Raw genomic sequence first — 22,017 nt, 5'->3', positions numbered from 1 at the left:
CTCACCCCGCGGGACACTGCTGGGCAGTGGCCCGCCCGAGAGCGCGTGGACTGCGCTGTTTAGCGCGTGGGCGCTGAGGTGGCGGCAGGAGACGTGGCGGCGATCTCAAACTCGTGCACCACGTCGCCCTCAGTGGTTTTGAAGTAGCAGTGCAGGCCGGTGTCCGTGGGCCTCATAAAAAACGCGCCATACCGGCCTGCCAGCCGGTATTGGGTCCCCTCGAGGAGTTCCTCGAATTTGTGCAGGCTACCGCCGCCGACACCGTCGACGATGTAGTGAACACCGTCGAACTCGAGGTGTTGCATGGTGTGGTCGTGACCGGAGAGCACCATGTCCACCCCCCACTTGTCGTAGGGGAAACGAAATTCCTTTTGCGACCGACTTCTGGCGGAATGCGGGGGGTGGTGGACGACGACGGCTTTCCACTGGGCCGTGGAGTCGGCGAGGGCCGCTTCTAGCCAGTCGTACTGCTCAGTGAAGATATCGGGGTGGTGGAGTGCCTGGTGGGAATCGAGCATGAAAAATTCGAACGGCCCCAGTGTGACCCGGTACCAGCGGTGGCCACCCAGGAAATCGAAGTAGCGATCGAAGAGGGCAATTCCTCGCCCCTCCGAATAGTCGTGGTTACCGGTGGCGGGGAAGAACGCTCCGGCCTCCAAGTACTCCCCGTAGAGGTTTCCCACCAGGGCTTGGTAACCCGTTTGGTAGTACACGTTGTCACCGAGGGTGACGACGGCCTGAGCGCCCTCAGCGGCGATGAGTTGTGCGACATCGAAAGCGGGTTCTTTGCCGGAGCCAAAATCACCGACTGCGGCGATTAACGGCGCCGTACTGTGGCCAGGCCGGAGGTTTCCCACCAGCGCCGCACCGCCCGGGCTTTTGCTGACCTCGCCCCAGCCCGGGACAAACCAGGCGATGACGCTGCGAATCTGAAAGCGACGATAGAGGGGTTTCAACAGCGGTTTGATTTTCCGACGAAGCGACTCGCTGGTGTGATCCCACCAGCGCAGCAGCCCGCCGCGGCGCTTTGCGCGCTTTCGGGCATCACCGGCGACGTGCTGTCGGGCCTGGTCGGACGTGCCTTCGCTGCCGCCGGATTCGTCGTGGATCATCTCATTAACCCTACGAGCCAGAGGGCTCTCTCAGGCTGAGAGCGAGGCGCACGGCGGCGTCTGCCGCCTCTGCGCCTTTATCCTCCAGCGAGTCCTCCAGGCCGGCGCGATCGAGTCCCTGCTGTTCGTCATCGACCGTGAGAACGCCAAAACCGACCGGTTTCCCCGAATCGAGTGCCACCCGGGTTAACCCGTCGGTGGCCGCACTGGCGACGTAGTCAAAATGCGGCGTTCCGCCTCGAATAATCACTCCGAGGGCGACCGCTGCATCGGCGTCGCCTGCCAGCACCCGCTGGCAGGCCAGCGGAAGCTCAAAGCTGCCGGGCACTCGAACGACTCTGACCGTGGCCGAAGCGGCCTCTAAATACCGAAGTGCTCCGGCGAGCAGGCCCTCAGCGATCTGGGTGTGCCAGGTGCCAGCGACGACGGTGACGCGCAGGCCGGGGGCCTGTGCGGGGGTGACCTGTGGTGCTCCGTGGGCACTCATGCGCTGGCGTCTTCTTGGGGGAGGGGAATTGCTCCCGTTTTCAACTGACCGGGAAGGGTGTGGCCCATCCGGTCGCGTTTGGCTTCCAGGTAGTCGAAGTTGTCGGCCCCAATACCCACCACAAGCGGCTCGGATTCACTCACGGTAATACCGTGTTGTTCCAGCTGGCGCTTTTTCTCCGGGTTGTTGCTCAGAAGCTTCACTTCGGCGACGCCCATGTCGTTCAAAATGGCGGCGGCCGCACCGTAGTCGCGGGCGTCTGCCGGGAGACCGAGTGCCAGGTTGGCATCCAAGGTGTCCAGTCCGGATTCTTGCAGGCGATAGGCGCGAAGCTTATTGACCAAACCAATACCGCGGCCTTCGTGGCCGCGCAGGTAAATAACCGCACCGCCGCGCTCGTGGATGGTCTCCATCGCGGAGCGCAGCTGTGGACCACACTCACACTTCAGCGAGCCCATCGCTTCACCGGTGAGGCATTCGGAGTGCAGGCGTACCAGCATGCCCTCGTGGGGTTCACCGGAGACAATCGCGACGTGGTCCGCACCCGTGGCGCGGTCGCGGTAGGCGCGGAGGGTGAAGGTGCCGTGTTCGGTGGGAACGTCGGTTTCCACTTCAAAGATGACGCGCTGCTGGTCTTCTCGACCGTGGTGCATCGCCTCGAGCACAGACGTATCGCCCAGTACTTCACCGGAGGCAATCAGCTGCTCGATGGTGATCACCGGAACACCCTCTTTCTTCCCGAGCTCGAGAAGCTCGGGAAGGCGCAGTAGCTCCCCGTCGTCGCCGACGACTTCACCAATCATCCCCACCGGCTGGAGGCCAGCCATCGCCAGCAGTGCCACGGTCGCCTCGGTGTGTCCGGGGCGCTCCAACAAGCCTCCGGTGGAGGCCCGCAGGGGCAGGATGTGTCCGGGTCGAATCAGGTCGGTGGGTTGGGAATTGGGGTGTGCCAGCACACGAAGTGTCCGGGTGCGATCCGAGGCACTAATTCCGGTGCTCACACCGCTCGCCGCGTCCACTGAGACACCGTAGGCGGTGCGCCGGGGGTCTTCGTTATCGCGCACCATCAGGGGAAGCGACAGCCGGTCGGCCCAGTCGGAGGGCATCGGCGCGCAGAGGTAACCGGAACTGTGCCGAATGGCCCAGCCCACCCACTCGGGGGTGGCCAGGTCGGCGGCCAAGACAATGTCGCCCTCGTTTTCGCGGGCTTCATCGTCGACAACGATGATGGGTCGCCCCTGTCGCAAATGATCGAGCGCTTCGGGAATGGAACCAATAGACACGATTACACCTCCACGCTCTGTCGAAGCTCAAGCATTCGTTGGACCTGTCGGGCGAGGATGTCGGTTTCGATATTCACCGTGTCGCCTTCACTCAGTGTGCCAAGCGTCGTGGCACTCAAGGTCTCCGGGATGAGAGAGACCTCACACCAGTCGCGACCGACCGATGAAATCGTCAGCGACACCCCGTCAATACAAATGGAGCCCTTCATGGCGACCAGTTCCGCAATGGAGTCGTCCAGGTTAAGGCGCAACACACTCCACTTGTCACCCGGGGTGACCGCGAGGACGCTCGCGGTGGCATCGACGTGTCCCTGCACGATGTGTCCGCCTAAACGATCCCCGACGGCGGCCGCGCGCTCCAGGTTGACCTTTGTGCCCGGAGCCCACCTCGAGAGGCTGGAGTGGCGGATTGTCTCAGCCATCACGTCGGCGACAAATCCGTCGTCGTTTTTCTCCACGGCCGTGAGACACACTCCGGACACGGCGATGGAATCGCCGTGGGAGAGGTCTTCTAAGACGAGGGAGGCGGAGATGGTGATTCGCTCACCATCACCCGAGGCGACCCGTTCGACGACGGTGCCCACTTCTTCAATCAAACCGGTAAACATCTCTATTCCTCCTTCGCCCGGGCGGGTGTGGCAACAACCCAGACATCACGACCGAGTGTCTCGACACTCGAAATGGTGAGCGCTTTTGCGTCGCTCATGGTGTTCACGCCGATATCGTCCACGGCGAGCTGTGGTCCCCCCAGGAGCAGTGGCCCCATGGTGATGTGGTACTCGTCGACGAGGTCGGCGTGGATAAAGGCACTCATCAGGGTCTTACCCCCTTCGAGGTAGACCGAACGAAACCCTTGCTCAAACAGCTCGCCCAACACCCCCTTCGGTGCGTGGCTGTGAATCTGTTGGAAACCACCGGGGTGGTCTCGAAGTGCAGCGTCCTCGGGGATATCCCGGTGGCCCACCACCACGGCCTGGGGTTGGTGTTCTGCAAGCCCACCGCCTGGCGTTCTGGCGGTCAGGCTCGGGTTATCGATTAGCGCAGTGGTGGTCCCGACCATGATCACCCCGTGCCGTGCACGCTGCTGGTGCACGCGCTCTCTGGAGTCCTCACCGGTAATCCACTGGCTGGTGTGATCTGTGGCCGCCCCGCGCCCATCGAGCGACTGTGCCCACTTGGCGGTCACAAAAGGACGCTGATGGCGCATGGCGAAAAACCAGTGCCGGTTGAGCTCCTCGGCCTGCTCCGCCGAGACACCGCCGAGCACGTCAATGCCGGCCTGATCGAGTGTGTGGTGGCCACCCCCAGAGAGTTCACCGGGATCAGACGCCCCGTAGACCACGCGGGCGATACCGGCCTGTTGCAGGGCGAGCGAGCACGGCCCGGTCGACCCGTGGTGATTACAGGGCTCCATGGTGACCACTGCGGTCAACCCCTGAGTGTCCACCCCGCGCTTCTCGGCGTCGCGTAGTGCCTCAACTTCCGCGTGCGGGTGCCCGGCGCCCCGGTGGTAGCCCTCCGCGACAATTGCTCCGGAGCCATCGACTAACACACAGCCCACCCGTGGGTTTCTGCCCACCTCGGGCGAGCGGGCAGCAAGACTAAGCGCTCGGGCCATGGCCTCGAGCGTCTCGCTGTGTTGTGCTGTGTTGTTCATCTCATCCGGGTTGTCGTGAGCCCCGGGGTGGATAACACATATCGGGCCCTGCGCATTCCCGCGCTGGCACCCGTTGTTGCTCCTCCCATCCGGACTTTCACCGTCGGTTTCGGAATTTCACCGAATCAACCGCCTCGCACATGGCCAGTCGGGTCGCGGACTTTCACCGCCGGCTCGGACTTTCACCGACCCCGGAGCATTATTCGTTTTGTCTCAGTATAGGCAAGGCTCCCGGGAGGAGCCTTGGTCTTTACTGTTTATTGGCGAGACCTTGGAGTCCTACTGGTTGTGGGAGGGCCCGGGCGGGAGTGTCGGCCCCATCACTGCCACCGGAGCTAGGCCTAATACTAAGACTGGGCCGCAGACTTGGATCTCAGACTGCCGCTTAGCTTCGCCCCATGCCGCGGTAGCGCCAACCGGCGGCCTTCCAGCTGTCTCGATCGAGACAGTTTCGGCCATCCACCACCAGCGACGGCTGCGCACCAGCGGGGTCAAACTCACGGAAGGCTTTCCACTCTGTTGCGACAACCAGCGCGCGGGCACCCTCCAGAGCATCGGTTGCACCCTCGACCAGGGTGATGTTGTCGCCGAGTCCCGACTGGGTGAGCCGTGCGCGGGCGGGGCCCATCGCTTCGGGGTCGTAGGCGCGCACGTGGGCACCGGCCCTCGCGAGGTTTTCGGCGATATCGAGCGCGGGTGAGTCGCGGATGTCATCCGAGTCGGGTTTAAACGCCAACCCCCAGAGCGCAACGGTCACCCCGGAGAGATCGCCCAGTTCCTCTGAGAGGACGTCGAGAACCCGGGTGCGCCGGCGCATGTTGATTTCGTCGACATCGCCCAAGAAGGCGACCGCGTTGCCTACGCCCAACTCGTGTGCTCGCTGGACAAACCCGCGAATGTCTTTGGGGAGGCAACCCCCGCCGAAGCCGATGCCGGCGTTCAGAAACTTACGCCCGATGCGCGAATCGTGTCCGATCGCATCGGCCAGCATGGTCACATCGGCGCCCACCTGGTCAGAAATTTCCGCCATCGCGTTGATAAAGGAAATTTTTGTCGCGAGGAATGAGTTGGCGGCAACTTTCACGAGCTCTGCGGTCGCAAAATCCATCACCAACCGCGGGGTCTCGCGCTCAATAATCGGCTTGTAGACCTGATCTAACACGCCCACGAGGTCGTCGTCACCCTCGTTGATGCCATAGACCAGGCGGTCGGGCGCGAGGGTGTCTTGGACGGCGAAGCCTTCGCGCAGAAACTCGGGGTTCCACATCAGCTTCGCCCCCGTCGGTTCAATCATCTCCCACAGACGCTTCGCGGTCCCCACCGGGACGGTGGATTTTCCGACCACGAGCGAGTCCTCGGAGAGGTAGGGCAGGAGCGCTTCTGTCGCCTGGTTGACATAGGTCATATCGGCTGCGCCACTGGGTGACTGGGGTGTTCCGACGGTGAGGAAGTGCACCTGCGCGCTCGCCAGGTCGGCCATATCGGTTGAAAAGTGTAAGCCGGAGGCGTTTTTGGCCAGGAGCTCGTCGAACCCTGGTTCATAAAAGGGCGCTTCGGCGCGGTTTAGCCGCGCCACTTTGTCGGCATCGACGTCGATGCCGACGACTTCGTGGCCGATTTCGGCCATCCCGGCCGCGTGCACGGCCCCCAAATATCCACAGCCAATGACAGAAATCTTCACCCGGTTAGCCTAATCAGTTCAGGAGCGGTCGGTGGGCGCTAACAGCCCCACCGCGTCATAGACCCGCTGGAGTGTGGCGGTGGCGACCTCGTTGGCCCTGGCAGCCCCCAAGGCCAGGAGGCGATCGAGCTCCGCCGGATCGGCCAATAACTCTTCGGTGCGGGCTTTGATGGGCGAAAAGGCGGAGACGACGGCCTCGGCGACCTGGGTTTTCAGGTCGCCGTATCCGGAGCCTGCAAAATGAGCCTCAGCGTGGGCAATGGTCATCCCTGAGGTGATCGAAAAAATGGTCAGCAGGTTCGACACTCCCGGTTTTGCCTCCGGGTCGAAGCGCACCTCCGGCTCGGAGTCGGTCACCGCGGACTTGATTTTCTTGGTGAGGGTTTTTTCGTCATCCAACAGCCACACGATGCCCTGCGGGGATTCGCCCGATTTGGACATTTTCGAGCCGGGTTGCTGCAGGTCGTAAATTTTGGCGGTCTCTTTGAGGATTTTCGCTTCGGGTTGCACCAGCGTCTCGCCGAAGCGTTGATTGAAACGCCCCGCGAGGTCCCGGGTCAGCTCAATGTGTTGGCGCTGGTCTTCGCCCACCGGAACGACGTCGGCGTCATAGAGCAGGATGTCGGCTGCTTGAAGGATCGGGTAGGTAAAGAGGCCCACACTGGCGTGATCGGTGCCTTCTTTGTGTGATTTGTCTTTGAACTGGGTCATCCGGCCGGCTTCACCAAACGCCGTGATGGTGTTGAGTATCCACGCCAGCTGGGTGTGTGCGGGCACGTGGGATTGCACAAACAGCGTGGACTTTTCCGGGTCAATGCCCGCCGCAATGTATTGGGCGGCGGTGCGCCTGGTCTGGTGGGTCAGTGCCCCCGGGTCCTGAGGCACCGTGATGGCGTGGAGGTCGACCACACAGTAGGTGGCGTCGTGACTTTCTTGCATGTCCTTCCACTGCAGCAGTGCCCCCGCCCAGTTACCCAAATGCAGTGAATCAGCGGAGGGCTGCATGCCAGAAAAAAGACGGGGTGTACTCACCAGGCCCAGAGTAGTCGACTAGATGTCGTAGTCGGCGACAACGGGCGCATGGTCCGACCAGCGAGTGTCGTAGCTGGGTGCCCGGTCGATGCGGTAGGCCCCCACGGTCTCGGCGAGTGCGGGGGTGGCGAGGTGGTAGTCGATGCGCCAGCCGGTGTCGTTATCGAAGGCTTTGCCGCGGAAGCTCCACCACGAGTAGGGGCCTTCTACTTCACCGGAGAGTTTCCGGCCCACGTCGACAAACCGGCCATTACTGCCGGTGTTGTAGTCATCGTCGTCTTCGTGGCCCAACCAGCGGTCGAAGTATTCGCGCTCTTCGGGTAAAAACCCGGAGTTTTTGCGGTTACCCTTCCAGTTTCGAATATCCAACCAGCGGTGTCCGACGTTTAAATCACCGGTGACCAATGCGTGGGGCTGTGTGCCAAGCTCCTGCATGCGGGTGTGCATGTGGTCGAGAAAAGTGTATTTCGCGTCCTGCTTCGGGGTACCCGCTTCGCCGGAGTGCACGTAGGCACTGACTAGGCGAAGGGTGTTGCCCCCGGGGGTCGCAATGTCGCATTCGATCCAACGCCCCGACGTATCGAGAGAATCGGGTCCCAGCGAGATGCTCGGCTCACCAAGTGGCAGCTTCGAGACAATCGCGACCCCCGCGCGGCCTTTTTGACTGCAGGCGTCGTGGGCGATGTGCCAACCGTCGTCGATGAGTTTTTCCAGATCGGTCGTCTCAGCGCGCACCTCCTGCAGGGTGAGGATGTCCACACCACTGGAGGACACCCAGTCGGCCATTCCTTTGCGGTAGGCCGCGCGCACGCCGTTGACGTTAATCGAGGCGATGCGAAGCAAGGGTGTTTACGCCCCGCCGCGCAAGATGGCCTGCTTGACCTCCGCGATGGCTTTGGTGACCTCAATACCTCGAGGGCAGGCATCCGTGCAGTTAAACGTGGTGCGACAGCGCCAGACACCCTCTTTGTCGTTCAAGATTTCCAGGCGCACATCGGCGGCTTCGTCACGAGAGTCGAAAATGAAGCGGTGGGCGTTGACGATCGCGGCCGGGCCGAAATACTGACCATCGGTCCAAAACACCGGGCAGCTCGACGTGCACGCGGCACAGAGGATGCACTTGGTGGTGTCGTCAAAGCGGGCGCGCTCTTCGGGCGACTGCAGGCGTTCCTTATCCGGCTTGGAGCTTGCCTGCAGGAAGGGCTGGACCTGACGGTAGGACTCGAAGAAGGGCTCCATGTCGACAATGAGGTCTTTTTCTAACGGCAGGCCCTTAATGGCTTCGATGTAGACCGGCTCTGAGACGTCCAAGTCTTTAATCAGGGTCTTACAGGCCAAGCGGTTTCGCCCGTTGATGCGCATGGCATCGGAACCACAAATACCGTGGGCGCAGCTTCGGCGAAAGGCCAGGGTGCCGTCCATGTCCCACTTGATTTTGTGCAGACCGTCCAGGACTTTGTCGGTCGAGTACATTTCCACGTCGAAGTCTTGCCAGTGCGGTTCGGCATCCACTTCGGGGTTAAACCGGCGGACGATAAACGTCACGGTGAACGATTCGATTTCCGCTGCGGCAGCCGGGGGAGTGGCGGTATCGAGGGCACCGTCAACGGGGGCGTCGATAATAGTCATTAGTACTTCCTCTCCATGGGCTGGTAATTCGTAATCACCACGGGTTTCCAGTCGATGTCGATGTGATCATCGACCGTGGAGGACTTGGGGTCCCCCGTCAGGTAAGCCATGGTGTGGACCATGAACTTGTCGTCGTTTCGATCCGGGAAGTCATCGCGCATGTGACCGCCGCGGCTTTCTTCGCGGTTTTTCGCCGACGCGACGACCACTTCGGAAATATCGAGAAGGAAGCCCAACTCGATGGCTTCCAACAAGTCGGTGTTGTAGCGCTTGCCGCGGTCGTGAATACCAATCTTTTGGTAGCGATCGCGCAGTTCGTGGATGGTCTGGCCCACCGCATTCAGTGACGCTTCGGTGCGGAAGACCTGGGCGTTTTTGTCCATCTCTTCCTGCAACTCTTTGCGAATCGGGGCAATGCGCTCTGTCCCGTCCGCTGAGAGGGTCTGCGCGATGAGGTTTCGCACTTCGGCGCTGGGGTCTTCGGGAAGTGCCGGCATTTCCGCCGAGTTGGCGTATTCCACCGAGAAGCGCCCCGCCCGCTTACCAAACACGTTAATGTCCAGCAGCGAGTTGGTGCCCAGACGGTTTGAGCCGTGGACGGAGACACACGCGCATTCACCGGCGGCGTAGAGGCCGGCAACGACGGTGTCGTTGTCGGAGAGCACTTCGGCTTTGATGTTGGTGGGAATACCGCCCATCGCGTAGTGCGCGGTGGGCATGACCGGCACCGGCTCGGTCACCGGGTCGACACCCAAATAGGTGCGGGCAAATTCGGTGATGTCGGGAAGCTTCGACTCCAGGACCTCGGCACCCAGGTGGGTGCAATCGAGTAAGACGTAGTCCTTATTCGGCCCCGCTCCGCGGCCCTCCTGGACTTCCTGAACCATGCAGCGGGCAATGATGTCTCGGGGCGCGAGGTCTTTAATGGTGGGTGCGTAGCGCTCCATGAAGCGCTCACCGGAGGCATTTCGCAAAATAGCGCCCTCCCCGCGAGCCCCCTCGGTGAGGAGAATGCCGAGGCCTGCGAGGCCTGTCGGGTGGAATTGGAAAAACTCCATGTCCTCCAGCGGAATGCCTTTTCGCCAAATAATTCCCACACCGTCACCGGTGAGGGTGTGGGCGTTCGAGGTGGTTTTGTAAATCTTTCCAAAGCCACCGGTGGCGAAGACGACCGATTTGGCGTGGAAGACGTGGATATCGCCGGTGGCGAGTTCATAGGCGACCACACCCGCTGTGCGCTTGGGGTTTTTCTGACCCTTCTTCGCGCTCGAATCCGGCTCCATGATGAGGTCCAACACGTAGAACTCGTTAAAGAAGTTGATGCCGAGCTTCACGCAGTTTTGATACAGCGTCTGCAAAATCATGTGACCGGTGCGGTCTGCGGCGTAGCAGGAGCGGCGCACGGGAGCTTTACCGTGGTCACGGGTGTGCCCGCCGAAGCGACGCTGGTCGATTTTGCCATCCGGGGTCCGGTTAAACGGCAGACCCATGTTTTCGAGGTCGATGATTGCGTCGATGGCTTCTTTGGCGAGAATTTCGGCCGCGTCCTGGTCGACCAAGTAGTCGCCGCCTTTGACCGTGTCAAAGGTGTGCCACTCCCACGAGTCGTCCTCAATGTTCGCCAGCGCCGCGGCCATACCGCCCTGAGCGGCACCGGTGTGCGAACGCGTCGGATACAGCTTGGAGATCACCGCCGTCTTGGCGTGTGGACCCGCCTCGATGGCGGCGCGCATACCCGCACCACCGGCACCCACGATGACCACGTCAAATTCGTGGGTGTGAGTGGTGATCCCGTTGTCATCGGTAGTGCTGGAGACGGGTTGGTGATCAGTGGTGGTCATGGCTCCTTTTTCCTTGTGCCGTTTCCTCAGGCCGGTGCTTCCAGGCCGATCGTGCGCCCACGTCCGTCACTATCCCGCGACACCGCAGAACGAAGGCAGAAGCTCAGCGGGCGAACCAGCCGGGCAGGGGTCAAACGCGTAAATGGTGAGCGTTCCCAGGATGAGCAGGGCGAGGGTCGAAATGACCAGAGCGCCGTGCAAAATCATGCGGGTGCGCTCGCGGCTCGCGTAGTCGTTCACGATGGTGCGCATACCGTTTGCCCCGTGAATGAGCGCGAGCCACAGCATGGCCGTGTCCCAGACAATCCAGAACGGGTTGGTGAGTTTTCCGGCGACGAAGGCGAAATCGATCGCTTTGACGCCGTCACCGACCATGAGGTTCACAAACAGGTGACCAAAAATGAGCACAATCAGGGCGATACCGGAGATGCGCATGTAAATCCAGCCCCACTTTTCCCAGTTCACGCCGCGCTTATGCGGACGAACGGGAGTGTTGGGAACTTCAATCGTGACGCTCATTCGATCACCACCCAAACACGTTCATCAGGTGACGGGGGGTAAACGCGATCATGGTCGCCAGCCACAAGCCGAGCACCACGTAGAACATCGATTTGTGGACCCGGGTCCCGATGTTCCAAAAGTCGACCAGGATGATCCGCAGGCCGTTAAATGCGTGGAAGACCACGGCGCCGACCAGGCCAATTTCGGCCACGCCCATAATCGGCGTCTGGTAGGCACCGATCACCACGTTGTAGGCCTCGGGGCTCACCCGAATGAGGGCCGTGTCCAGGATGTGCACCAGTAAAAAGAAGTACAGGCCGACACCGGTGATGCGGTGGAGAACCCAGGACCACATGCCTTCTTTGCCACGATAGAGCGTTCCACCGGGGATGACCGACCGGCGGGGAGCCGGGGCCACCGGTGATGACGCGGGAGTCACTGTCGTCGTCACGGAGCTAGCACCTTCCTCGTTGCGCTACCCCACAGCATAATCTCCCGCAGATAACAACGCTCTCAGCTAGGCGACCCGAGTCACCTTTCGAGGCAGCTTCCCAGCCCGCTGTGTGGCGCTATCCAGAGACACCACTTGGGCGGCCTCCGCGCGCACCTCGTGGTAGTAGTCCACCAGTTGCCCGCAGAGTGCGCCCCAATCGCGGCCCAGTACTTTTCGTCGACCGGCTTCGCCCATTTGCGCTCTCAGTTCGGGCGCGGAGACCAGCCTGTCGACCGCGGCGCGCACCCCGGCGTCGTCACCGGCGGGGTAGAGCAGACCGTCTCGACCGTGATCGATCAAATCCAGCGGACCACCGATCGCGGGGGCAATGACGGGAAGGCCGGAAGCGTGTGCCTCCTGCAGGGTTTGACCAAACGTTTCTTCTTCGCCGGTGTGCACAAACACGTCGAAAGTGCCATAGACCTTCTGTAAGTCCGCACCGCGCAGTGCACCGGTCATTGTGTGAGGGATACCACGAAGCGCCGATTCGACACTGTCATTCGAGGGACCATCACCGACGACAACGACGTGTGTGTGCGCGAGGCCGCGCAGCGCGGCCAAGCGCTCGACGTTTTTTTCAGGCGCCAATCGACCCACATACCCCACGACGACTTCGCCGCGGGGAGCAAAAGACTGTTTCCACCGGGTGACTGCGGGATCAGATTTGTGGGCCGGGTGGAAGCCCTCCACGTCGACACCTCTGCCCCAGTGGGCAATGTTGTCCACCCCGCATTTTTCCAACTGCTCACTCGAAGTGCGCGAGGGCACCAGCGTGAGGTCTGCGGTGTTGTGGATACGAGAGACCACCCACCAGGCAAATCGCTCCGTCGCCCCCAACGCGTTTCGCTTGGCGTAGCCGGCGACGTCTGTTTGGAAAATTGCCACCGAGGCGATTCCCAACTTTTTGGCCGCCAGCAGGGCCTGATAACCCAGGAGGAATGGACTGGCGGCGTGGAGAATATCGGGTCGAAACTGTTGCAGCAGTGCACTCACCATGGGGTGTGGAAGCCCCACCGGAAATTCGCGGTAGGCCACCGAGGGCACCCGGTGGACGACCACACCGTCGGGAACTTCGGCCGGAGAGTGAGCCAAATCGCTGCGGCTTACCTGGGGGGCAATCACCATCACGTCGTGCCCGTGCGAGATCAGGTAGTCACACACGCGCAACACGCTATTTGTCACGCCATTTAATGTCGGAAGAAAACTCTCGGTGACGATGGCGACGCGCATCCAAACCCCCTGGTCCACGGCCCCCGAAGCGTGCAGCGGGGGCGTATGAGCAACACAGTAGGTAAGCTTTCGAACCAGGGCGTGACCACCGCGGTAACCGCGGGGTAAACACTCGGCGAGGCTCTGGTGAACCAGGGAGTACGACCGGACTGCACCGACAACACGAGGAACACATGGGCGACACCACGGCACCCTTGCCCCACTTTCACGCCATCATTCCCGCCGGTGGTGTCGGATCCAGACTGTGGCCACTATCGAGGGCCGACCACCCCAAATTCCTGCACGACCTCGCCGGCAACGGCAACACGCTTTTGAGAAACACCTGGGATCGCCTGGTGCCCCTCACCGGCGCCGACAATATCGTCGTCGCCACCGGGGTTTCCCACGCTCCCGCCGTGCGCTCGCAGTTACCCGACTTGGCGCCCGACCACCTGGTGAGCGAACCCAGCCCCAAAGAATCGGCTGCCGCGATCGGGCTGGTGGCGGCCATCATCGAGCGGCGAGACCCCGACGCCATCGTCGGGTCGTTCGCCGCCGATCACGTCATCTCCGACGTCGAGGCGTTTCACCGAGCTGTCAGTGAGGGCTATCACGCGGCCACGGCCGACTGGCTCGTCACCATCGGTATTCGCCCCAGCGAAGCCTCCAGCGCGTTTGGCTACATTCACGCGGCCACCCAGGAGAGCATCGACGGCGCTCCTTCGGCACTGCGGGTGAGCAGCTTTGTCGAAAAGCCCGACTTCGCGACCGCCAGCGACTACGTCGAATCGGGCGATTACCTGTGGAACGCGGGGATGTTCATCGCGAAAGCCTCCGTGTTGCTCGCTCGGATGGCAGAGGAGAAACCCGAACTGGTCGAAGCCCTTCGTGAGATGGCTTCCTCCTGGGACACCACAGAGCGCGACCGGGTCACCGACCGGTTGTGGCCGGAGCTCGAAAAGATTGCCATCGACTACGCCGTGGCGGAGCCAACGGCGGCAGCCGGCGGCATGGTGGTCATTCCCGGCGACTTTGGCTGGGACGATGTGGGTGATTTTGCCGCGCTCGCCAGAATGCACTCCAAAGGCCCCGGCGACCTAGCCATCCTCGGCGATAACACCATGGTTCTCTCCGATAGCGCCACCGGGATTGTGGTGAGCCAATCGACCCGGCTGGTGACCGTGGTGGGCCTCGACGACATTGTCGTCGTCGACACCCCCGATGCCCTGCTGGTGACGTCGAAGGCGCACGCCCAGCGCGTGCGAGCATTAGTGGACATGTTGAACCAGCAAGATCGCGGAGGAGTTCTGTGAGCGACGCGCTACGAAGCCTCGCCCACCGGCACATGCACCGACCCACCGTGGAACTGGTGGAGGGCGTGGGTCGAGAGGGCGTGTTGAATGCGCTCGGCGGTAAGAAGAACACGGGTATCGAACTGGGTGTCGCGGCGGGAAGTTTTTCCGCGAAGATGACCGAGTCCGGCAAATTCGACAAAGTATTCGGCGTCGACACGTACGACGATTACTACCACCACATCGACGAATACCGCGAGGCACTCAGCGCTGTGGGCCTGGCCACCAATTACTCGCTGCTGCGGATGACCTTCGACGAGGCACGCGAGTTATTTCCCGACGAGTTTTTCGACTTTGTCTACGTCGACGGCTTTGCCCACACCGGCCAAGAGGGAGGACAGACCCTGGCCGATTGGTTTCCCACCGTCAAAGTCGGCGGGGTGATGGCCGGTGACGACTACCACGACGATTGGCCACTGGTGCAGTGGGCGGTCAACGACTTTGCTCACGCGTTGGGCGTCGAGCTGAAGCAGACCGAGCGCACCGAAAATCACAGCTACAACCGCTACCCGTCCTGGTTCTTTGTCAAGACCTCTGAATCGACGGCCCGTGTGTATGAACCCCACCCCGAATTGGTGCGCGTCGCCACCGAAGAAAAACTGCGTATCGCCAGGCACCGTCTGGCCAAAACGAGAAAGCGCGCGAGAAAAAACCTCGCCCGGAAGCTTTTGGGCCGCCGTTAAGTAACAGCTTGGATACGGTCTGGCCTCAGCGCTCCAGGCAGCGCCGACAATCGTTCACCCGCGCGTAAGATGTGGTTCACAACACGTCCGGCACTGCCCTTCATCTCACGACAGATGACACACTGGCTCGCCTTGGACACCATTCACGTATGAGAGGAAATCCCCAACACATGGCAACACTTACCAAGAAGACCCTCGCGGGCTTCGCAGCGGCAGGAGCGATGGCTCTTGTTCTCTCCGGCTGTGCCGGTGGATCCGCTGAGGTCGCCGAAGAGGCGACCGACGAACCAGCCGAAACAGAAGAAACGGCCGAAGCACCCGAGGAGCTCGACTTCCTCGCCTGCGCCGTTTCTGACGAGGGAAGCTGGAACGACAAATCCTTCAACGAAGCCGTGTATGACGGCTTGCAGCAGGCCGAAGCCGAACTGGGCGTTCAGGTCGCTGAAGCAGAGTCGAACACTCCCGAAGACTTCGCCCCGAACCTCCAGGCCATGGTTGACGCCGACTGTGACGTCATCTTCGGTGTCGGTTTCGGGTTGATCGAAGACATCAACGCGTCGGCAACAGCCAACCCCGACAAGTCCTTCGTGACCGTCGATGGTTCGAGTGAAGGTCAAGAAAACCTCAAGCCCGTTCAGTACCGCATGAATGAGTCGAGCTACCTCGCCGGTTACCTGGCGGCTGCCTACTCCACCACCAAGACCGTGGGCACCTACGGCGGAATGCAGATTCCGTCCGTCACGGACTTCATGGACGGCTACTACTACGGCGCGATGGCCTACGCCGAAGAAACCGGCGAAGAGGTCACCGTTGTGGGCTGGAACCCGATGGAAGAAACCGGTGACTTCATCGGTGACTTCGTCCCCAACTCCGCCACCTCCAAGTCGATCGCTGCCAGCCAGCTCGAAGATGGCGCCGACGTGATCTTCCCCGTGGGCGGCGACCAGTTCGGTGCCACCTCGGAGGCAATCTCTGAGGCGGGCGCAGAGGCCGTCATGATCGGTGTCGACAAGGACATCGCGCTCACCTCGCCGGAGTACGCACCTTACGTGCTGACCTCCGCGGAGAAGCGCATGACCTCGGCCACCTTCGACATCGTCTCTGACCTCTCCGGTGGTTCGGAGTTCTCGAGCGAGCCCTACATCGGGACGCTGGAAAACGACGGAACGGACCTGTCTCCGTTCTACGAGTTCGACAGTGAAGTGTCGCAGGAAACCAAAGATCGCCTTGTGGAAATCAAACAGGGCATCATCGATGGTGACATCGACCCGCTTTCCTAAGTAAACAGCTCCACACGATGGCCCCCGGAATCCCCGGGGGCCATCGTCATTCCTGGACACCGCGTGGGGCGAGGTCTGCCCCGGGGTGTGGGAAGGCCCGGTGGCGCACTGGGCTGTGACCTGCGCTCGAATCGGCGCGGATTTTTCCCGGGTTCGATGGGCGTAACATAATCCCAGCGTTGAGGCCGGAGGGAGGGGCAAATCGTGAAGCTCGAACTGCGCGGGATGTCGAAGCGTTTTGGCGCTGTCGTCGCCAACGACGACATTTCCCTCACCGTGAACCCCGGCGAAATCCTCGGCCTGTTAGGCGAGAACGGTGCCGGTAAGTCCACGCTGATGAACCTGCTCTACGGCCTCTACCAGGCCGACTCCGGCGACATCCTTCTCGACGACGAGGTGGTGTCTTTTAAGGGCCCCGGTGACGCGATGGCGGCCGGCATCGGTATGGTCCACCAACACTTCATGTTGATTCCGGTATTTAGCGTGGCCGAAAACGTCATCCTCGGCCACGAACCGACGGGGGCGTTTGGTGCACTGGATCTCGATAGCGCCAGAGCGCTCGTTCGCGACATTTCCGAGCGTTTTGGGTTTAACGTCGACCCGGATTCGCTCGTCGAAGACCTTCCCGTGGGTGTCCAACAGCGGGTAGAAATCATTAAAGCGCTCGCGCGTAACGCGGAAGTCTTGGTACTCGACGAACCGACCGCGGTCCTCACACCCCAAGAAACCGATGAGCTGATGGACATCATGCGCCAGCTCGCCAGCGAGGGCACCAGCATCGTCTTCATTACCCACAAGCTTCGGGAAGTCAAAGACGTCTGCGATCGAATCGTCGTGATTCGATCCGGCCGTGTCGTAGAGAGCACATCACCCGAGACGTCACTGGACCAGTTGGCCTCGCTGATGGTGGGCCGTGAAGTGGACCTCTCGGTCGATAAAACCCCGGCTCGCCCGGGCGAGGTCGTGTTATCGGTGTCCGATTTGACGGTGATTGATGAGCGCAACCAGAAGGTGTTGGACGGGGTGAGCTTCGAGGTGCGCTCCGGTGAAATCCTCGCCATTGCCGGAGTGCAGGGAAATGGTCAAACGGAGTTGGCCCAGGCTGTGTTGGGGTTACTCGAATCCGCCGAGGGGGTCATCGCGTTGGCGGGGGTCGACATCACCCGGGACCGCGTCCGCCAGGTGCTGGATAAAGGGGTGGGCTTTATCCCCGAGGATCGAAAGCGCGATGGTTTGGTCGCCGAGTTCACAATCGCCGAGAACTTTATGCTCAACGGCTACCACCAGGCCCCGTGGGCACAGGGCATCTCCATTGATTTAGACGCGCGGGCGAAGCGCTCCGACGAGCTCATCGCCTCGTATGACGTGCGCACCCCCTCGGCGGAGACCCTGGTGAAGAACCTCTCCGGCGGTAATCAACAAAAAGTGGTGGTCGCCAGGGAGCTAAGCCGCGACCTCACCATCCTGGTTGCCGCCCAGCCCACTCGCGGTGTGGACGTCGGGTCAATCGAATTTATTCACGAACAGATCATCGCGACCAGGGACCGCGGGATTCCCGTCATTATTGTCTCCAGTGAACTCGACGAAGTGTATGCGCTGGCCGACCGGATTGCCGTGATGTATCGCGGGAAGATTGTCGACGTGGTGGGACCGGAAACCCCCCGAGAACAGCTCGGCCAGTTGATGGCGGGGGTTTCCCAGGGTGCACAGGAGAGTGTCTCGTGACCATTGTGCGAGAAATCCTCGCCACCAGTGCGACCCGGATCGTGGCGGCCATCGTGTTGGGCTTTGTCATCGGGTCGCTCTTTATTTTCTTCTCCGCGGAAGATTTCATCGACGGTGTCGCCGCCGGTGATGCCGGGCTCGCGATCGCCGGCGGGCTGGGGGCCATCGTGGACGGCTATTCGGCGCTGTTTCGAGGCTCGGTCGTCAACCTGCGCGCTGAAGGCCTTGTCGACATGATGAAGCCGATCACCGAAACCATCCGCTTCGCCGGTCCGCTCATTGCCGCCGGTTTGGGAATCTCGCTGGGTTTCCGAGTGGGACTGTTCAACATCGGCGGTAACGGACAAATGATGTTTGGCATCTTGTGGGGCACGTTTGTCTCCACCCGGATGGATCTCCCGTTTGGCCTTCACCTGCTGGTTGCCGTGTTGGCCACGATCCTGGGATCGGCCATGTTGGGCGCCTTCGTGGGGTATCTGAAAGCGCGGACGGGTGCCCACGAGGTGATCCTCACCATCATGTTGAACTACATTTCGATCTACCTGTTCACCTGGTTCATTAGGACCCCTGGACTTCTCAAAGACCCCGAATCGGGGGGCACGCCGCGGGCACCCGCACCGGCCGAAACGGCACAACTACCGGCACTGTTTCCCGAGACCTACAGCCTCCACGCGGGGGTGTTTTTGGTGGCCCTGGCGGTCTGGTTCTACTGGTGGCTCATGGAGCGCTCCACCATTGGCTATCGCTTTCGCATGGTCGGGTTTAACCCGCACGCGGCACGAAGCGCGGGGATCAACGTCGAGCGAACCTACGTAGCGGCACTGTTCGCCTCCGCGGCACTGGTCGGGGTGGGAGCAGCACACCAATCATTGGGCCTCACGACGGGCTTTACCCAGACGATTCACGCAGGAATCGGTTTTGACGGCATCACCGTGGCACTGCTGGGTGGGGGCAACGCAATCGGCATCCTCTTCGCCGGTCTCCTCTTTGGTGCCTTCAAAGCCGGTGGTCCACAGATGCAGGTCATCGGGGTCTCTCCCGAAGTACTGGCGATCGTCCAGGGTGCAATCGTCTTGTTCATCGCGGCACCGCCGCTGATTCGCGCTATCTTCCGACTCCCGGCGGTGTCCTCAACGCCGTCACTGGATCGGCTCAGACGGCGAGTTCTGCGTGAGGAGGAGACGAAATGAGCGACTCACGCGTCGAAGTCACCCCCGGCATGTTTTCGCTCGCCGAAGAAAAAGTCAGTTGGCGCTCCACCATCGTGATGGCGGGTTTCGCCCTGCTGGTGTTGGTGGTCTTTGGACTATTCGGCAGTGACGAATTGGTGACCTACCGGCTGACCGCCGACGATGCCAGTTTCCCGCTTCCCCCCTTTATCGTCGCCTCCAACACCATCAACATCGTGGCGGGGGTAGTACTGCTGGCGATGACCGCACTGGCCGCCCGGTGGGTCTCTGGCAACACGGTGGTGCCGCTGTGGTGGATTGTCCTTTTTGGGGCGATTGCGCTGTTTGGCCTGTTGGGCTGGTTAGCCGCCGGTGACACCGTGCCCCTGGTGTTTTTGTTGAGCAATGCGCTGATCTTGGCCGTGCCGATCATATTCGGCGGTCTCTCCGGGGTGATGTCGGAGCGCGTGGGTGTGGTCAACATCTCCATCGAAGCCCAACTCCTCGCCGGTGCGTTTGTCGGAGCGGTCGTCGGAACACTGACGGGAAACCTCTACGTCGCCGTGTTGGCCGCAATGGTGGCCGGCATGTCACTGGGCATGGTCTTAGCCGTGTTTTCGGTCAAATATTTGGCCGACCAAATCATCGTCGGCGTGGTCTTAAACGTCCTGGTCATCGGGATCACCAACTTCCTGTATTCGCAGTGGTTGGTCACCGACAGCAACGCCTATAACTTCCCCGGGACGCTCGACATTTTTGCCCTGCCCTTGCTCTCCGACATTCCGATTATTGGCCCGGTCCTCTTTGATAACCGCATCACCGTCTTTGCGGTGTTTCTCGCCGTGCCGCTGCTGTGGTGGATTCTCTTTCGCAGTCGGATCGGCCTTCGGGGCCGATCCGTCGGCGAATATCCACTGGCGGCAGACACCGTGGGAATCAACGTCACGCGGACACGGTTTTGGTGGGTGGGCTTGGGGGGCCTCCTCGCGGGACTCGGTGGTGCAGCCCTGACCATTGGAAACGTGGGGGCGTTTGGAAAAGAAATGACCGCCGGGCAAGGCTTTATCGCGCTCGCGGTGGTCATTTTGGGCCGCTGGCACCCGGTCTACATGGCCGCGGCCGCGCTGCTCTTTGGCTTTAGCATCATCCTTCGGGTCTGGGCCAACCAGGTGAGTCCCGGCATACCGACCGACTTTATTTTGATGGTGCCCTACCTCGTCACACTGATCGCGGTGGTGGGTTTTGCCGGTCGAGTCCGCTCGCCTGCATCAGTGGGCAAGCCCTATGTGAAAGAGTGAGACCACGATGACTGACGTGGACTGGGCGGCTCTTCGAGACATCGCCACCGGCGCCATGCGCCGGGCCTATGCGCCGTATTCGAACTACCCGGTCGGCGCCGCGGCCATCGTCGATGACGGTCGAATCGTCGCCGGCTGCAACGTCGAAAACGCCTCCTACGGTGTCACCCTCTGCGCAGAGTGTTCGCTGGTGTCCCAACTGGCGATGACCGGCGGCGGGAAACTCGTCGCGTTCACCTGCGTGGACGGAAAAGGCGACGTGTTGATGCCCTGTGGTCGCTGTCGGCAGTTGCTCTACGAACACTCGAGTGACGACATGGTGTTAGAGACGATCTCCGGTATTCGCACAATCGATGAGGTGTTGCCCGATGCCTTTGGACCACGACAGTTAAGGAACGACCAGCAATGAGCCACACCCTGCCCGGCACCGATATCGCCATCGAGTCGCTGCCGAAAATTTCCCTCCACGACCACCTCGATGGCGGGCTTCGCCCGCAGACGATCATCGACCTGGCCGGTGAGGAGGGAATCGAGCTTCCCGAGACCGACGCAGAAGCCCTCGGGAAGTGGTTTGCCGACCAATCCAATTCCGGGTCCCTGGTCGAATACTTGAAAACGTTCGACGTGACCACGAGTGTCATGCAGACCTCCGCTGGCCTCACACGTATTGCCCGCGAGTTCGTTGAAGACCTGCACTCAGACGGCGTCATTTGCGGTGAAATTCGCTGGGCACCCGAGCAGCACCTTCGCAAAGGCTTGAGCCTCGACGATGCCGTCTCGGCTGTGCAAGCGGGCATCGATGAAGCCGTGTCGGCGATCGAAGCCGGTGGCAGCACAATCTGGATTGGTCAGCTCATTTCCGCCATGCGCCAGGCCGATAACGGTCTCGACATTGCCACACTCGCGCTTCGACACCGAGACAGCGGTGCGGTCGGGTTCGATATCGCCGGTCCAGAAGCCGGGTTCCCGCCCTCCAGGCTGCAGGAGGCCTTCGACCTACTCGCCTCCGAGTTCTTCCCCGTCACCGTCCACGCCGGGGAGGCCGACGGGATAGAGAGCATTCGAAGTGCCCTCATCGACGGCCGCGCGCTTCGCCTCGGACACGGGGTGCGCATCGTCGAAGACATGAACGTCCACGAAGACGGTGAGGCGATGACCGTCGAGCTGGGCAGCGTGGCCACCTGGGTGCTGGATCGAGGAATCGCGCTCGAGACGAGCCCGTCGTCGAATCTCCAGACCGGCGCAATCGGAGCCGAGAGGGTGCTGGCTGAACACCCCTTCGATCTTCTCTATCGACTCGGGTACTCGGTCACCGTGAACACCGACAACCGACTGATGAGCAACACCACGCTCTCCAAAGAGCTGTCGCTCCTCGCCGAGACGTTTGGCTACGACGCCGACGATCTGTTGGCGTTTCAAATAAACGCCGCGCACGCGGCGTTTGTGTCCCGGGCCGATAAAGACGACATCATCGACACCCTGATTTCAGGCTTCGAAAAGATTTAGTGCGGCAGCCTGCGCAGGCCTGCCACCAGGTCTTGCGCGGTTTTTACCGGGCAGGACATGTGACGAAGCTCGCGCATTG

Annotated in this window: 21 protein-coding genes and 1 riboswitch; of the genes, 8 read left to right on the top strand and 13 right to left on the bottom strand. The window is 61.4% G+C overall.

Annotation, left to right across the window (positions count from 1 at the left end; all coding sequences use genetic code 11):
- Nucleotides 1-59 precede the first annotated feature (59 nt).
- From RI518_RS06390 to RI518_RS06330, 13 genes are all read right to left on the bottom strand, one after another.
- Complete coding sequence (locus RI518_RS06390) at nucleotides 60-1,112, bottom strand: metallophosphoesterase (RefSeq protein ID WP_310689640.1); 1,053 nt, start codon at nucleotides 1,110-1,112, stop codon at nucleotides 60-62.
- Between the two features lie 10 nt (nucleotides 1,113-1,122).
- Complete coding sequence (gene ribH / locus RI518_RS06385; RefSeq protein WP_310689639.1) at nucleotides 1,123-1,599, bottom strand: 6,7-dimethyl-8-ribityllumazine synthase; 477 nt, start codon at nucleotides 1,597-1,599, stop codon at nucleotides 1,123-1,125.
- On the bottom strand, nucleotides 1,596-2,882 hold the full coding sequence (gene ribA, locus RI518_RS06380; RefSeq protein ID WP_310672064.1) for a GTP cyclohydrolase II: 1,287 nt from the start codon (nucleotides 2,880-2,882) through the stop codon (nucleotides 1,596-1,598). The genes ribH and ribA overlap by 4 nt, the downstream gene beginning before the upstream one ends.
- 2 nt (nucleotides 2,883-2,884) lie before the next feature.
- Nucleotides 2,885-3,490 carry a riboflavin synthase gene (locus RI518_RS06375; RefSeq protein WP_310689638.1) on the bottom strand — a complete coding sequence of 202 codons (606 nt, stop codon included), beginning with the start codon at nucleotides 3,488-3,490 and terminating at the stop codon, nucleotides 2,885-2,887.
- Nucleotides 3,491-3,492: 2 nt separating this feature from the next.
- Nucleotides 3,493-4,539, bottom strand: a complete 1,047-nt coding sequence (ribD, locus tag RI518_RS06370) for a bifunctional diaminohydroxyphosphoribosylaminopyrimidine deaminase/5-amino-6-(5-phosphoribosylamino)uracil reductase RibD (RefSeq protein ID WP_310689637.1) — start codon at nucleotides 4,537-4,539, stop codon at nucleotides 3,493-3,495.
- A gap of 73 nt (nucleotides 4,540-4,612) precedes the next feature.
- Nucleotides 4,613-4,742, bottom strand: a riboswitch (FMN riboswitch).
- Between the two features lie 182 nt (nucleotides 4,743-4,924).
- Nucleotides 4,925-6,220 (bottom strand): UDP-glucose/GDP-mannose dehydrogenase family protein, encoded by a 1,296-nt coding sequence (locus RI518_RS06365; RefSeq protein ID WP_310672061.1) that lies wholly within the window; start codon nucleotides 6,218-6,220, stop codon nucleotides 4,925-4,927.
- A gap of 18 nt (nucleotides 6,221-6,238) precedes the next feature.
- Nucleotides 6,239-7,255 (bottom strand): tryptophan--tRNA ligase, encoded by a 1,017-nt coding sequence (gene trpS / locus RI518_RS06360; RefSeq protein WP_310689641.1) that lies wholly within the window; start codon nucleotides 7,253-7,255, stop codon nucleotides 6,239-6,241.
- Nucleotides 7,256-7,270: 15 nt separating this feature from the next.
- Nucleotides 7,271-8,095: an exodeoxyribonuclease III gene (locus tag RI518_RS06355; protein WP_310689636.1), complete on the bottom strand. Its 825-nt coding sequence runs from the start codon at nucleotides 8,093-8,095 to the stop codon at nucleotides 7,271-7,273.
- Nucleotides 8,096-8,101: 6 nt separating this feature from the next.
- The gene (locus tag RI518_RS06350; protein ID WP_310672059.1) at nucleotides 8,102-8,881 is read right to left on the bottom strand and encodes a succinate dehydrogenase iron-sulfur subunit; all 780 of its coding nucleotides are present in this window, start codon (nucleotides 8,879-8,881) and stop codon (nucleotides 8,102-8,104) included.
- Nucleotides 8,881-10,722, bottom strand: coding sequence for a succinate dehydrogenase flavoprotein subunit (gene sdhA, locus RI518_RS06345; RefSeq protein ID WP_310672058.1), 1,842 nt, complete (start codon nucleotides 10,720-10,722; stop codon nucleotides 8,881-8,883). Before sdhA ends, RI518_RS06350 begins: the two co-directional genes overlap by 1 nt.
- A 69-nt stretch (nucleotides 10,723-10,791) precedes the next feature.
- Nucleotides 10,792-11,241, bottom strand: a complete 450-nt coding sequence (locus RI518_RS06340; RefSeq protein WP_310672057.1) for a succinate dehydrogenase hydrophobic membrane anchor subunit — start codon at nucleotides 11,239-11,241, stop codon at nucleotides 10,792-10,794.
- A 4-nt stretch (nucleotides 11,242-11,245) separates the two neighbouring features.
- Nucleotides 11,246-11,662 carry a succinate dehydrogenase, cytochrome b556 subunit gene (gene sdhC, locus RI518_RS06335; RefSeq protein WP_310672083.1) on the bottom strand — a complete coding sequence of 139 codons (417 nt, stop codon included), beginning with the start codon at nucleotides 11,660-11,662 and terminating at the stop codon, nucleotides 11,246-11,248.
- Between the two features lie 78 nt (nucleotides 11,663-11,740).
- Nucleotides 11,741-12,946, bottom strand: coding sequence for a glycosyltransferase family 1 protein (locus RI518_RS06330; protein ID WP_310672056.1), 1,206 nt, complete (start codon nucleotides 12,944-12,946; stop codon nucleotides 11,741-11,743).
- A 173-nt stretch (nucleotides 12,947-13,119) separates the two neighbouring features.
- Between RI518_RS06330 and RI518_RS06325 the strand changes: the two genes are divergently transcribed.
- From RI518_RS06325 to RI518_RS06290, 8 genes are all read left to right on the top strand, one after another.
- A complete protein-coding gene (locus tag RI518_RS06325) occupies nucleotides 13,120-14,238 on the top strand; it encodes a mannose-1-phosphate guanylyltransferase (RefSeq protein WP_310672055.1) in 1,119 nt (372 codons plus the stop codon).
- Complete coding sequence (locus tag RI518_RS06320) at nucleotides 14,235-14,960, top strand: class I SAM-dependent methyltransferase (RefSeq protein ID WP_310689635.1); 726 nt, start codon at nucleotides 14,235-14,237, stop codon at nucleotides 14,958-14,960. Before RI518_RS06325 ends, RI518_RS06320 begins: the two co-directional genes overlap by 4 nt.
- Nucleotides 14,961-15,130: 170 nt before the next feature.
- Entirely contained in the window at nucleotides 15,131-16,240 is a 1,110-nt protein-coding gene (locus tag RI518_RS06315) for a BMP family ABC transporter substrate-binding protein (RefSeq protein ID WP_310672353.1), read from the top strand.
- Nucleotides 16,241-16,444: 204 nt separating this feature from the next.
- Nucleotides 16,445-17,965 (top strand): ABC transporter ATP-binding protein, encoded by a 1,521-nt coding sequence (locus RI518_RS06310; RefSeq protein WP_310672354.1) that lies wholly within the window; start codon nucleotides 16,445-16,447, stop codon nucleotides 17,963-17,965.
- On the top strand, nucleotides 17,962-19,155 hold the full coding sequence (locus RI518_RS06305) for an ABC transporter permease (protein WP_310672355.1): 1,194 nt from the start codon (nucleotides 17,962-17,964) through the stop codon (nucleotides 19,153-19,155). The genes RI518_RS06310 and RI518_RS06305 overlap by 4 nt, the downstream gene beginning before the upstream one ends.
- Nucleotides 19,152-20,432: an ABC transporter permease gene (locus tag RI518_RS06300; RefSeq protein WP_310689634.1), complete on the top strand. Its 1,281-nt coding sequence runs from the start codon at nucleotides 19,152-19,154 to the stop codon at nucleotides 20,430-20,432. Before RI518_RS06305 ends, RI518_RS06300 begins: the two co-directional genes overlap by 4 nt.
- Nucleotides 20,433-20,439: 7 nt before the next feature.
- Nucleotides 20,440-20,841, top strand: a complete 402-nt coding sequence (locus tag RI518_RS06295; RefSeq protein ID WP_310672358.1) for a cytidine deaminase — start codon at nucleotides 20,440-20,442, stop codon at nucleotides 20,839-20,841.
- Nucleotides 20,838-21,938 carry an adenosine deaminase gene (locus RI518_RS06290; RefSeq protein WP_310672359.1) on the top strand — a complete coding sequence of 367 codons (1,101 nt, stop codon included), beginning with the start codon at nucleotides 20,838-20,840 and terminating at the stop codon, nucleotides 21,936-21,938. The genes RI518_RS06295 and RI518_RS06290 overlap by 4 nt, the downstream gene beginning before the upstream one ends.
- Nucleotides 21,939-22,017 lie beyond the last annotated feature (79 nt).

It is taken from the genome of Pontimonas sp., assembly GCF_031581085.1.
In the GTDB taxonomy this organism is placed as follows: domain Bacteria; phylum Actinomycetota; class Actinomycetes; order Actinomycetales; family Microbacteriaceae; genus Pontimonas.
This window is presented reverse-complemented; position numbering and strand designations above follow the sequence as displayed.